General features: G+C 64.7%; 9 protein-coding genes. 2 read left to right on the top strand and 7 right to left on the bottom strand.

Annotated features, from left to right (window positions below; genetic code table 11):
- Positions 1–29: 29 nt before the first annotated feature.
- From NLM15_RS28340 to NLM15_RS28310, 7 genes are all read right to left on the bottom strand, one after another.
- Positions 30–1,451 carry an amidase gene (locus NLM15_RS28340; RefSeq protein WP_254120884.1) on the bottom strand — a complete coding sequence of 474 codons (1,422 nt, stop codon included), beginning with the start codon at positions 1,449–1,451 and terminating at the stop codon, positions 30–32.
- 2 nt (positions 1,452–1,453) lie between these two features.
- Positions 1,454–2,617, bottom strand: coding sequence for a M20 aminoacylase family protein (locus NLM15_RS28335; RefSeq protein ID WP_254120882.1), 1,164 nt, complete (start codon positions 2,615–2,617; stop codon positions 1,454–1,456).
- A 14-nt stretch (positions 2,618–2,631) separates the two neighbouring features.
- The gene (locus NLM15_RS28330; RefSeq protein WP_254120880.1) at positions 2,632–4,137 is read right to left on the bottom strand and encodes a M81 family metallopeptidase; all 1,506 of its coding nucleotides are present in this window, start codon (positions 4,135–4,137) and stop codon (positions 2,632–2,634) included.
- 300 nt (positions 4,138–4,437) lie between these two features.
- On the bottom strand, positions 4,438–6,087 hold the full coding sequence (locus tag NLM15_RS28325; protein ID WP_254124461.1) for an ABC transporter ATP-binding protein: 1,650 nt from the start codon (positions 6,085–6,087) through the stop codon (positions 4,438–4,440).
- Positions 6,088–6,101: 14 nt separating this feature from the next.
- Positions 6,102–6,989, bottom strand: coding sequence for an ABC transporter permease (locus NLM15_RS28320; protein ID WP_254120878.1), 888 nt, complete (start codon positions 6,987–6,989; stop codon positions 6,102–6,104).
- Positions 6,990–7,010: 21 nt separating this feature from the next.
- On the bottom strand, positions 7,011–7,952 hold the full coding sequence (locus NLM15_RS28315; RefSeq protein ID WP_254120876.1) for an ABC transporter permease: 942 nt from the start codon (positions 7,950–7,952) through the stop codon (positions 7,011–7,013).
- A 140-nt stretch (positions 7,953–8,092) separates the two neighbouring features.
- Positions 8,093–9,223, bottom strand: a complete 1,131-nt coding sequence (locus tag NLM15_RS28310) for a M20/M25/M40 family metallo-hydrolase (protein ID WP_254120874.1) — start codon at positions 9,221–9,223, stop codon at positions 8,093–8,095.
- Between the two features lie 266 nt (positions 9,224–9,489).
- On the opposite strand from NLM15_RS28310, the gene NLM15_RS28305 reads away from it, so the two are divergent.
- Both NLM15_RS28305 and NLM15_RS28300 read left to right on the top strand, forming a co-directional pair.
- Positions 9,490–11,097, top strand: coding sequence for an ABC transporter substrate-binding protein (locus tag NLM15_RS28305; protein WP_254120872.1), 1,608 nt, complete (start codon positions 9,490–9,492; stop codon positions 11,095–11,097).
- 124 nt (positions 11,098–11,221) lie between these two features.
- Positions 11,222–12,838: an ABC transporter substrate-binding protein gene (locus tag NLM15_RS28300; RefSeq protein WP_254120870.1), complete on the top strand. Its 1,617-nt coding sequence runs from the start codon at positions 11,222–11,224 to the stop codon at positions 12,836–12,838.
- Positions 12,839–12,949 lie beyond the last annotated feature (111 nt).

Raw genomic sequence — 12,949 nt, 5'->3', positions numbered from 1 at the left:
CATGTCGCAGTCTGATGGAATTGAAGCGGTCAGTGTGCCGGCGGGCTCGGCCAGGGCCGCTGCGGGGCGCGCAGGCCCTCGAACGCCTTGGCCATGCCGAGCACGCCGATATCGTCGAAGCGGCGGCCGACGATCTGCACGCCGATCGGAAAGCCCTTGGCATCGAAGCCGCCGTTGAGGGAGACGGCGGGGTTCTCCGACATATTCCACGGCACGGTATAGGCGATGTGCTCGAACGGCTTCATGGGATCGTTGGTCGGCGAGGCCCAGTCCGCGGGGTAGTTCACGTTCGGCGCGGTCGGCGAGATCACATAGTCGAGCTCGCAGAACAGCTTTGAAGCGGCCGCGCGGATCGCCATGGTCTGGTTGAAGCCGCGGATGACGTCGAGGCCGGAGAGTTTCGCGCCGGACTCGCCCCATGCGAAAATGTAGGGCAGCACCTTTGCCTGTTCCGCCGGCGTCAGCTTCGACAGATCGTCCCACATCCGCGCGCGCCAGAAATTGTCGAGGCCGTCGAGCATCTCGCGCGTCAGGATGCCGTCGACCTCGGTGACGACGGCGCCGGCGGATTCGAAGGTTTTCGCCGCCTTCACCGCGACTTCGCGCACCGGTTTCTCCAGCGCCAGGCCGGTGCCGGGATCGAGCATCAGGCCGATGCGCAGTTTGCGCGGCGACTTCTCCAGCCCCTTCCAGTTGAGCGGCTCGGCGGGCAGGCTCATGCCGTCGCGGCGGTCGGGCTTTGCGATCACGCTCATCATCAGCGCGCAATCGTCGACGGTGCGGGTCATGGGACCCGCGACGCGGCCGACATAGACGGGATCGATCGGCACGCGGCCGAAGCTCGGCTTCAGCCCGACGAGGCCGCACCAGCCCGCGGGCAGGCGCACCGAGCCGCCGATATCGGTGCCGAGATGCAGCGGACCGTAGCCAGCCGCCGCAGCAGCACCGGCACCCGCGCTGGAGCCGCCGGGATTCTTCGAGAGGTCCCACGGGTTGCGCGCCAGCGCGTGAAAGCTGGAGAGCCCCGAGGACAGCATGCCGTAATCCGGCATGGTGGTTTTGGCGAAGATGACGGCGCCGGCCTCGCGCAGCCGCGCAGCGGGCGGGGCGTCCTTCTCGGCCGGAACGAGCTTGACGCTGGCGGCGCCCAGCGGCACCGGCACGCCCTTGGTCGCGATGTTGTCCTTCACCGTGACAGGCACGCCGTCGAGCGCGCCTGACGGTTCGCCTCCGGACCAGCGCGCGGTCGAGGCCTTGGCGGCCTCGCGCGCGCTGTCGGGATCGTACGCATAGAGCGCCTTCAGATGCGGTTCCCACGCAGCGACATGCGCAAGCACGTCCTCCAGCACCTCGCTCGGCGAGAATTGCTTGGCCCGATAGCCCGCGATCAGATCGACCGCGGAGAGATCGTGCAGCGAGGTGACCGCCTCTTCGACGCTCTTTTTCTGCATTGCTAGCCCACCGGCATGCGCGTTTCGATGATCCGGGCGAACATGCTGGCGCCGATCGGCAGGATCTTGTCGTCGAGCACGAAGCCGGGATTGTGCACGGGCACCGAGCCGTCATGGCCGACCCAGAAATAGGCGCCGGGAATGGTCTCCAGCATGTCGGCGAAGTCCTCGCTGCCCATCTTCGGCTGGGCGCGGGTGATCACCTTGGCGGGATCGACGATGGTGCGCGCGACGTCCTCGACCACCTTGGACTGCTCGACCTGGTTGACCAGCACGTTGAAGGTGTCGCGGATGTCGACGTCGATCACGCACTGATAGGCGCTCGCGATGCCGGCGCAGATCGTGCGGATGCGTTCGCTGATCAGGGTGCGGACTTCCTTCGAGAAGGTGCGGATGGTGCCGCAGAGATGCGCGTCGCCGGGAATGACGTTGTAGGCGGAGCCGGCATGGATCTGGGTGATCGAGATGACGGCGGCCTGAAGCGGCTCGACGTTGCGGCTGACGATGGTCTGGATCGCCTGCGCCAGCGTGGTCGCGATGATCACCGCGTCCTTGGAGCGCTCGGGCATCGCGCCGTGCGCGCCGTAGCCGGTGATGCGGAGGTCGAAGAAGTCGGCGCTGGCCATCGCGGGGCCGGGCAGGATCGCGATCTCGCCGTGGTTGAGGTCGGGCGCGTTGTGCAGGCCGTAGAGCTCGTCGCAGGGAAATTTCTCGAACAGCCCGTCCTTGATCATCGCGCGCGCGCCGCCGAGGCCTTCCTCGGCCGGCTGGAAGATCAGGTGCACGGTGCCGTCGAAGTTCTTGGTCTCGGCGAGGTAGCGCGCGGTGCCGAGCAGCATGGTGGTGTGGCCGTCATGGCCGCAGCCGTGGAAGCGGCCGGGGATTTTCGAGCTCCATTTCAGATTGGTGTTCTCTTCCATCGGCAGCGCATCCATGTCGGCGCGGAGCCCGATGCGCTTGCTGCTCGTACCCTTGCCCTTGATGACGCCGATCACACCGGTGCCGCCGAGACCGCGATGCACCTCGATGCCCCAGCTCTTCAGCTTGTCGGCGACGATGCCGGAGGTGCGCACTTCCTCGAAACCGATCTCGGGATGGGCGTGGAGGTCGCGGCGGATGGCGGTGAGTTCGTCGGCGTAGCCGTCGATGCGCTCGATCGTGGGCATGTGTTCCTGTCCGGTTAGCGTGAAGGGGGATTGAAAACGGGGCCGTTCGGCTTGATGCGGATGCCCGGCCGCAGGCGCGTCCAGGGCAGGGTGGCGGTGTCGGCTGGCATCGCGCCGGGCGCGGCGCAGATCATCAGCTTTTCCGCGATCGGCTCGAAATCGGCGCGGAAGTGCACCGAGCTCTTGTTGACCAGGATCTTCTGCGCGGTCGGTTCGATGCCGACATAACGATACATCGCCTGATCGGCGAGCTGGGCCTTGTGCGAGCTCACGACCACGCGGACGTCGCCGATGCGCAGGCAGGCGGAGGGGCCCATCTCCATCTCGCGGCCGCCATAATAGGGGCCCGGCGCGATGAAGCGGCCGTCGGAGAGCTTTTCGACGACGAACGTCTCGCGATAGGGCTCGTCGCCGGGAATGCCGGACTTGCCGCCGAGCGACAGCGTCACGGTGGCACCGACGCCGGCCGCATGCGCGGCCTTGGCCGACACCGGATCGTAGATCGCGCCGGTCGCGGCGCTCGCCTTGTTGCGCACCAGCGCGCGCAGCATGCCGGTGGTGTCGGAATCGCCGCCGGCGCCGGGATTGTCCTGGGTGTCGGCGATGATGATCGGCTTGCTCGCGCTCTTCGAAAGTTCCATCGCATGGCGCACGCCGTCGTCGGGCGTCCAGATCTTGCCGTCGAAATCGTCCTCATGGCTTTCGATCAGCTTGACGATCGCATCGGCCGCGCGGTCGGCATCGGCTTGCGTCTTGCCATAGGCGAACACGCTCGGTCCGCAATCGCGGAAATCGGCGGCAGGGAAACCGGGCGCAAAGGACAGCGTCGGAACCGCGTCGCTCTCCAGCGCAGCGAGCTTCTCGTAGATGCCCTTGGTGGGATAGTCGTTGGTGCATTGCCAGCTGATCGCGATCAGGAACGGCAATTGGCGGAACGACTTCGCGAAACGCTGCCTGGTCTTCAGAAGCAAAGCGAGGTGCCTTGCGGAGGCGCGGCCGGTCTCGGCCATGTCGACGTGGGGGTAGGTGCGGTAGGCGATCAGCGCGTCCGCCTGTTCCATCATCTCCGGCGTGACGTTGGCGTGCAGGTCGAGGCTCGCAACCAGTGGAACGTCCTTGCCGATGACGCGGCGCACGCGCGCCAAAATCTCGCCTTCGCCATCGTCGAGATGCTCGGTCACCATCGCACCATGCAGATCGAGATAGACCGCATCGAGCGGGCCGGCGGCTGCGATGCCGTCGACCATGACCGTCACGATGCGCTCGAAGGCATCTTTGGTCACGTGCGCCGACGGGCTCGCACCGCAGGCGATGGTCGGAATGAGTTCCCAGCCGTTGGCTTCGGCGCTGTCGACGAAGCCGGCGAGGCCGACATTGATGCGGCGCATCACCTTCAGCACGTCGGCGCCTTCAGTCATCGCCGGCCAGCCGCCGCCATGCTGGAAGTCCGCGAATGTCGCCTTCGTGGGAGCGAAGGTGTTGGTCTCGTGCAGGAAGCCGCCGACGGCGATACGTGTCATCAACTCAAGTCCAGGCGATTGAAAGTGCGCGACGTTAGCCCCGTGCTTGCGGCGAGAGCAAGCCGGGAAGCAATCGCGCCGTGCATAGGCTCAAGCTGTTTTGGGAATGCTTGCGGATGCGGTGGGTGTAGTGAGCGCTCCGCCAACCACGCTCTCGGTGTCGTCCCCGCGAACGCGGGGACCCATAACCCCAGGGAGGAGTTTGGCGAAGATTGGTCGTTCGGGACTCGTCCCACGCGCTATCGATAGATTCCGCGGTATGGGTCCCCGCGTTCGCGGGGACGACAGCGGAGGATGTCGTTACGCCGTGGCCGCCACGCCCTCCGACACCGGCCGGAAGTTCGCAAAGTCCCAGTTGCGCCCCGGAGCCGCGTCCAAGAGCGCCTTGGTGTAGGCCTCCTTCGGATGCGTCAGGACTTCGGCGGCCGGACCCTGTTCGACGACGCGGCCGTGCTGCATCACCACGACCTCGTCGCAGATTTGCGCTGCGACACGCAGATCGTGGGTGATGAACAGGATCGCGATGCCAAGCCGCTTCTGGATCTCGTCGAGCAGTTCCAGCACCTGCGCCTGCACCGAGACGTCGAGTGCCGAGACCGCTTCATCGGCGACCAGCACGTCGGGGTCGAGCGCGAGCGCACGCGCAATGGCGATGCGCTGGCGCTGGCCGCCGGAGAACTGGTGCGGATAGCGCGACACCGCGTCGGCCGGCAGGCCGACCAGCTCGAGCAGCTCGCGCGCCCGCTTCATCGCCTCGGCATGCGGTGTGCCGTAGTTGATCGGACCTTCAGCGATGCTCTCGCCGACGGTGATGCGCGGGTTGAGCGAGCGGTAAGGATCCTGGAACACGATCTGGATCTTCTGCCGGTGCGGCTGGAGCAGGCGGCGCGAGATGTCGGCGATCTCGCGGCCGGCAAGGCGCACGCCGCCCGAGGTCGGGTCGATCAGGCGGACGATGCAGCGTGCCACCGTCGACTTGCCCGAGCCGCTCTCGCCGACGATGCCGAGCGTGCGGCCCTTGCGCAATGTCAGCGTGACCTTGTCGGCGGCGACGACCTCGCGGCCTTTGCCGAAGAACGCGCGCTCCTTGTAGACCTTGCTGAGGTCGTTGGCCTCCAGCACCACCGGTTCCTTGCTCTCCTCACGCGGAGCGCGCGGCACCAGGCTCGGCACCGACGCCAGCAAATTGCGGGTGTACTCCATGGTCGGATTGCGCAGCACCGTTTCGAGCGGACCGGTCTCGACCAGCCGGCCCTGCCGCATGACGGCGACACGGTCGGCGATCTCGGCCACCACGCCCATGTCATGGGTGATGAACAGCACGGCGGTGCCGTGATCGCGTTGGAGCTCGCGGATCAGGGACAGGATCTGCTTCTGCGTGGTGACGTCGAGCGCGGTGGTCGGCTCGTCCGCGATCAGCAGCTTCGGCTCGAGCACGAGGGCCATCGCGATCATGATGCGCTGGCGCTGGCCGCCGGAGAGGCGATGCGGGTAGGAGGCGAAGATGCGTTCGACCTGGGGCAGGTGGACCTGCTCCATCATGTCGAGGATGCGCTTTCTCCGCGCCCTGGCGTCGAGCTTGGTATGGGCGCGCAGGACTTCGTCGATCTGGCGGCCGACCGGCACCACCGGATTGAGCGCGGTCATCGGCTCTTGGAAGATCATCGCCATCTGCGTCGCGCGAAGCTGGCGCAGGCGGCGATCGGTCGCGGTGAGGATCTCCTCGCCGACCAACTTGACGCTGCCGCCGGTGGGCACCAGCGTGCCCTTCGGCAAGAGGCCCATCGTGGTGAGCGAGGTCACCGACTTGCCCGAGCCGCTTTCGCCGACGAGACACAGCGTCTCGCGCTCGCGCACCTGGATCGAGATGCCGTCGATGATGTTCGCGGCCTTCGGCTTCTTGCCGACGGACACGACGAGGTTGTTGATGTCGAGAATGGTGTTGGTCATCACTTGATCGGTCATTATTTGCCTTCCCGCTGCTTCATGCGGGGATCGAGGGCGTCGCGGGCAGCGTCGCCGATCAGGTTGATGCTGAGGATGGCGATCGAGAGCAGCAGTCCCGGCCAGAAGATCAGCATCGGCTTGAGCTGAAAATACTGGCGGCCCTCGGCCATGATGTTGCCCCAGGTCGGCGTCTCCGGCGAGATGCCGGCGCCGAGGAAGGACAGGATGGCCTCGGTGAGGATCGCAGACGCGCAGACATAGGTGCCCTGGACGATCAGCGGCGCGATCGTGTTCGGCATCAAATGCCGCCACATGATCTTCGGCAGCGACGAGCCGACCGAGATCGCCGCCTCGACGTAAGGCTCTTCGCGCGCGGATAGCACCACCGAACGCACCAGGCGCGCCACGCGCGGAATTTCCGGGATGGTGATCGCGACCAGCACGGTCCAGATGCTGGCGCCGGACAACGAGACCACGGCGATCGCGAGCAGGATGCTCGGCATCGCCATCAGGCCGTCCATGACGCGCATCAGGACCGCATCGACCAGCTTGAAGAAGCCGGAGACGAGGCCGATCGCAAGGCCGATGACGATCGACAGGATCGCCGAGCCGATGCCGATCAGGAGCGAGATGCGGCCGCCATAGATGACGCGCGACAACAGGTCACGGCCATAGGCGTCGGTGCCGAGCAGGAACTGCGCAGAGGCCGGCTTCAGCCGCTGCGAGGGCGCAAGCTGGACCGGGTCGTGCGGCGCGATCAGCGGCGCCAGGATCGAGACCAGCACGATCAAGGTGAGCAGGACCGTGGCCGCCGCGATGATCGGCGTCGAGGTCAGGAATCCGAAGCGCGGCCGCAGTGGCGACGTGATCGGAATGGAGGACTGGGGAAGGGTATCGACCGACATGGGTGTTCTTAATCCTTAGCCCTAGTACCGGATCCGGGGATCGAGCAGCGTATAAGCGACGTCGATCAGGAGATTGACGACGACATAGATCAGCGACGTCAGCAGGATCATCGCCTGGATCACCGGATAGTCGCGCGCCAGCACGGCGTCCACGGTGAGGCGACCGATGCCGGGGATGTTGAACACGCTCTCGGTGACGACGACGCCGGAGATCAGCAGCGCAAAACCGGTGCCGATCACGGTGATGACGGGCACCGCGGCGTTGCGCAGCGCATGGCGCATCATCACCGCGACCTCATTGATGCCTTTTGCGCGCGCGGTGCGGACGTAATCCTCGCCGAGGACGTCGAGCATCGCCGCGCGCGTCATGCGCGCGATCAGCGCGATGTAGATGAAAGAGAGTGCGCAGGTCGGCAGGATGATGCGTTCGAAGAACGGGCCAAAACCGTTCGAGATGCTGCGGAAGCCCTGCACCGGCACCCAGCGCAGGTCGATCGCGAAGATCTCGATCAGGACATAGCCGACCACGAACACCGGCACCGAGAAGCCGAGCACGGAAAGGCCCATCACGAAGCGGTCGATCCAGGTGCCGTGCTTCCACGCCGCGATCACGCCGAGGGGGACGGCGACGACGACGGCCAGGACGATGGTCGACAGCGCGATCGAGATCGACGGCTCGACCCGCTGGCCGATCATCTTCATCACCGGCAGGTTGGAGATCAGCGAGGTGCCGAGATCGCCGTGCAGCAGCTTGTTCACCCAGGTGACGAACTGCACGATCAATGGCTCGTTGAGGCCGAGCGAGGCGCGGATGCGTTCCAGCCGTTCGGGCGTGGCGTTGTCTCCGGCTAGAATCGCGGCGGGATCGCCGGGCGTCAGCCGCAGCAACAGGAACACGAACAGCGCGACGACGCCCATTACGGGCACGGCAGCGAAAATTCGGCGAACGAGATATCCGAGCAAGTTGGATCCGTCAGTTTAGAGTCAAATCGTGGCAACACCTTCAACAGGTTGCCATCAGCCTAACATTTCAGCAATTCCCATGCCATCCGGGCCACAGATTTTGCAGTGCGGCCCCCTTGGTTTTGGTGACGTGGCTCGCCTCACTCCAGCGTCGCCAGCAGCCCCGCCATCAGGCGGCCGCGTTCCACCAGACTTTCGACCTCGATATACTCTTCAAGCGTGTGGCCATTGGCTCCACGCACGCCCAGGCCGTCGAGGGTCGGGATTCCCATCGCGCCGGTAAAGTTGCCGTCGGAGCCGCCGCCGGAACTCGCATGCGGCAGCTCAGCGCCGAGCGATTTTGCGATGCTGCGCGCCTTTTCGTACAGCGCCATGGTGCCGGCATCCGGCTCCCAGACCGGACGCGTGACGCCGCGCGTCACCTTGAAGGCGACATCATTGGTCGTGCCCGACAGCGCCAGCATCCGCTCGACGCCGCGGTCGAGATCGGCCTGGCGCTTGGCCATGGACAGCGCCTCGCCGGTCGCGGTCGTTGCAACGCAATTGACCCATTGTCCGCCATGCACGACGCCGACCGAGAAGGTGCAATCCTCCGTCGTCATCGCATCGATGGCGAGGATCTGCCGCGCCATCTCGCGGATCGCCGAGCGTCCCGCCGACAATGTCGCGCCGGCATGGCTCGGCCGTCCCGTCGCCTCCAGATTGAAGCGCGCGATGGCGTAACGTCCGGTGGTGACGCCGTTGTCCGCGCGGCCGGGCTCGGGCACCAGCACATATTTGTTGCGCGCGGCTTCCGCTTCGATGATGTCGCGCGTCGAGGGGGTGCCGACTTCCTCGTCCGGGGTGAACAGCACGGTGATCGGCAGGGGCGTGGTGAAGGACGCGCGCGCCAGCTGCCGGATCGCTTCGAGCGAGAGGTAGTTGCCACCCTTCATGTCGTAGATGCCGGGGCCGTAGCACTTGTTACCCTCGCGCCGCCATTTCAGCTTCTCGATGGTGCCGACCGGGTGGACGGTATCCATGTGTCCGGCGATCAGGATGCCCGGCTCCCCCTGCTTCGGATGCGGGAAGCGCGCGCGGATCACGCCGCCGAAGCCTTGCCGGCCGGCGATGCGTTCGATCGTCGCACCCATGATCGCCATATCCCGCGCTGCGATATCGAGCATGCGGTTGACCGCATTTGCGTCCCAGGTCGGGCTCTCGCATTCCACCCAGGTGCGCAGGCCCTGGAGCATCGCCTCGGAATCGAAGGGAAGATTGGCTGGATTCATCTGAATGTCTCTCAAGCTGCGAAAGATGGAACGCGCATTGCATCGGCACGGCAGGACTGGTGGAGAGCGTTGTAGAGCCAAACCGAGCTTTGTGGAGCCCGTGCGTGCGCCGCGAGGGGCTGCAGCGAAACCGGATTGACGCGCTCAACGCTGTCTGCAAGTCTCGAAAGATGAAGGCATTGCATGAGGTTAGTTCGCCTAAAGAACGAACCTGATGCTTAATCAATAACCTGCCTTTGAACAGTTTCACGTCAGGAGAAGTTTTTATGTTGAGCTTGATGCGCCGGGGGCGTCGCGCGTTCGCCTCCAAACTTGCGCTGTCGGTCGTTGCGCTAGCCACGGCGATGGCCTCGCCGGTATTTGCGGCCGGCAAGACCATCACCGCGGTGATGCATTCGGATCTGCGCATCATCGATCCGATCTTCACCACCGCCTACATCACGCGTGACCATGGCTACATGATCTACGACACGCTGATCGCGACGGATTCGAACTTCAAGATCCAGCCGCAGATGGCGGACTGGAAGATCTCCGACGACAAGCTCACTTACACCTTCACGCTGCGTGACGGCCTGAAGTGGCACGACGGTGCGCCGGTGACGGCGGAAGACTGCGTCGCTTCGCTGAAGCGCTGGGCCGCCGTCGACGGCATGGGCCAGCAGATGATGACCTTCACGGCCAGCCTCGAGGCGACCGACCCCAAGACCATCACGCTGAAGCTGAAGGAGCCCTACGGCCTCGTGCTCGAGTCGATCGGCAAGCCGTCCTCGCGCGTGGCTTTCATGATGCCGAAGCGCCTCGCCGAGACGCCGGCGGACAAGCAGATCCCGGAGCAGATCGGCTCGGGTCCCTTCAAGTTCGTGCAGTCGGAATTCCAGCCGGGCGTGAAGGCGGTCTACGTCAAGAACACCGATTACGTGCCGCGCAAGGAGCCGGCGAGCTGGACCTCGGGCGGCAAGGTAGTGAAGGTCGACCGCGTCGAATGGATCACCATGCCGGACTCGCAGACCGCCGTGAACGCGCTGCAGTCGGGCGACATCGACTTCATGGAAAACCTGCCGTACGACATGCTGCCGTTGCTGGAGGCGAACAAGGAGATCACGATCGAGGTCTCGAACAAGTTCGGCTTCCAGACGCTCGGCCGGATGAACTTCCTCTATCCGCCGTTCGACAACGTGAAAGTGCGCCGTGCGGCGTTTCTGGCGATGAACCAGAAGGACGTTCTCGACGCGCTCGTCGGCAACGCCAAATATCAGAAGATCTGCGGCGCGTTCTTCGTATGCGATACGCCGCTCGCGACCGAGGTCGGCGCCGAGACCCTGGTCAAGGGCAACGGCATGGCGGAAGCCAAGAAGGCGCTCGCCGAATCCGGCTATGACGGTACCCCCGTCGTGGTCATGGCGCCCGGCGACGTCACGACGCTCAAGGCGCAACCGATCGTCGCGGCCCAGTTGCTGCGCGAGGCCGGCTTCAAGGTCGACCTGCAAGCGACCGATTGGCAGACGGTGGTGAGCCGCCGCGCCAGCCAGAAGCCGCCAAAGGAGGGCGGCTGGAACATGTTCTTCACCAACTGGGTCGCGGCCGACGTATCCAACCCGATCGCCAATCTCTCGATCGGCGGCCAGGGCAAGAAGGGCTGGTTCGGCTGGGCGGAAAACGCCAAGATCGAGCAGCTCAAGGACACCTTCGTCCGCGCGTCCTCGATCGACGAGCAGAAGAAGATCGCCGCCGAGATCCAGAAGGAAGCCTATGAGCAGGTGATCTACATTCCGCTCGGGCAGTACCTGCTGCCGAGCGGCTGGCGCAAATCGCTGAGCGGCGTGCTCGACGGCCCGGCAACGCCGCTGTTCTGGAACGTCGACAAGTCGGAGTAAGGAGAGGGCGCATTCCTGCACCTCTTATCCCGATCAATCACGCGGCGCCGCTGCCATCAGCGGCGCCGCTCGCCAGGAGAAACTTCCCAAGCAATTTCCGAAGAAACGTTCCAGGAGAACTTCAGTGTTCCAACTCATGCGGCGCCGGACGTTCGTTTCCACATTTGCAATTTCAGCTTTGTCGCTTTCAGTCCTGGGGCTTTCGGTACTTGCCTCGCCGGTTCTTGCAGCCGGCAAGACCATCACCGCGGTGATGCATTCGGATCTGCGCATCCTCGATCCGATCTTCACCAGCGCCTATATCTCGCGCGATCATGGCTACATGGTCTACGACACGCTGATCGCGACGGATTCGAACTTCAAGATCCAGCCGCAGATGGCGGACTGGAAGATCTCCGACGACAAGCTGACCTACACCTTCACGCTGCGCGACGGCCTGAAGTGGCATGACGGTACGCCGGTCACCGCGGAAGATTGCGTTGCCTCGCTGAAGCGCTGGGCGGCTGTCGATGGCATGGGGCAGCAGATGATGCTGTTCACCGCGAGCATCGAGGCGACCGATCCCAAGACCATCACGCTGAAGCTGAAGGAGCCGTACGGGCTTGTGCTGGAATCGATCGGCAAGCCGTCCTCGCGGGTCGCTTTCATGATGCCGAAGCGTCTCGCCGAGACACCGGTGGACAAGCAGATCCCCGAGCAGATCGGCTCCGGTCCCTTCAAGTTCGTGCAGGCTGAATTCCAGCCCGGGGTGAAGGCGATCTATGTCAAGAACACCGATTACCTGCCGCGCAAGGAGCCGTCGAGCTGGACCGCCGGCGGCAAGGTGGTGAAGGTCGACCGCGTCGAATGGATTACGATGCCGGACGCTCAGACGGCGTTGAACGCGCTTCAGTCGGGCGACATCGATTTCATGGAAAGTCCCGCCATCGAGATGTTGCCCGCCATCGAAGCCGACAAGGCGCTCAAAATCGAAATTCTGAACAAGTTCGGATTCCAGACGGGTGCACGGATGAACTTCCTTCATCCGCCCTTCGATAACGTCAAGGTCCGCCGCGCAGCATTCCTGGCGATCAAACAGAAGGACGTGCTCGATGCGCTGATCGGCGATCCCAAGTACTACAAGACTTGCGCCGCGGCCTTCATCTGCGACACGCCGTTCGCGACAGAAGTCGGCGGTGAGACCCTGGCGAAGGGGGGCGACATGGCTGCGGCCAGGAAGGCGCTGGCCGAGTCCGGTTACGACGGGACACCCATCGTGCTGATGGCGCCGGGCGACGTGCTGTTGCTGAAGGCTCAACCGATCGTGGTGGCCCAGCAGCTGCGCGAAGCCGGTTTCAAGGTCGACCTCCAGGCCACCGACTGGCAGACGGTGGTCAGCCGGCGCGCCAGCCAGAAGCCCCCGAAGGAGGGCGGCTGGAACATGTTCATCACAAACTGGGTTAGCGCCGACGTGGACAACCCGATCTCCAACGTCGCTGTCGGCGGGCAGGGCAAGAAGGGCGGCTGGTTCGGCTGGGCGGAGGACGCCAGGATCGAGCAGCTCAAGGACGGCTTCGTTCGTGCTGCCTCGCTCGACGAGCGGAAGAAGATCGCGGCCGAAATCCAGAAGGAGGCCTACGATCAGGTGCTCTACATGCCGCTCGGCCAGTATCAGGCACCGAGTGCCTGGCGGAAGTCGCTCTCCGGCGTGATCGACGGCCCGGCGACGCCGGTGTTCTGGAACGTCGACAAATCCGAGTAAGGTGAGGGCGCGCCTCGCGCCTTCAGTCCCGGTCAATCAATCGGCGCCGCTGTCACCAGCGGCGCCGTTTTTCGTTTTGTCAGCCTCGCGTCAGCTTTGAACCCTTCCAGT

Source organism: Bradyrhizobium sp. CCGB20 (assembly GCF_024199855.1).
GTDB lineage: Bacteria > Pseudomonadota > Alphaproteobacteria > Rhizobiales > Xanthobacteraceae > Bradyrhizobium.
Note: the sequence above shows the minus strand (reverse complement) of the source record. Positions and strands in the feature narration are given on the sequence as shown.

Bases quoted from the DNA above. Each gene is read 5' to 3' on its own strand.
- NLM15_RS28330 (WP_254120880.1), bottom strand. From the start codon at position 4,137: ATGACACGTATCGCCGTCGGCGGCTTCCTGCACGAGACCAACACCTTC.
- NLM15_RS28320 (WP_254120878.1), bottom strand. From the start codon at position 6,989: ATGTCGGTCGATACCCTTCCCCAGTCCTCCATTCCGATCACGTCGCCA.
- NLM15_RS28340 (WP_254120884.1), bottom strand. From the start codon at position 1,451: ATGCAGAAAAAGAGCGTCGAAGAGGCGGTCACCTCGCTGCACGATCTC.
- NLM15_RS28310 (WP_254120874.1), bottom strand. From the start codon at position 9,223: ATGAATCCAGCCAATCTTCCCTTCGATTCCGAGGCGATGCTCCAGGGC.
- NLM15_RS28335 (WP_254120882.1), bottom strand. From the start codon at position 2,617: ATGCCCACGATCGAGCGCATCGACGGCTACGCCGACGAACTCACCGCC.
- NLM15_RS28305 (WP_254120872.1), top strand. From the start codon at position 9,490: ATGTTGAGCTTGATGCGCCGGGGGCGTCGCGCGTTCGCCTCCAAACTT.
- NLM15_RS28325 (WP_254124461.1), bottom strand. From the start codon at position 6,087: ATGACCAACACCATTCTCGACATCAACAACCTCGTCGTGTCCGTCGGC.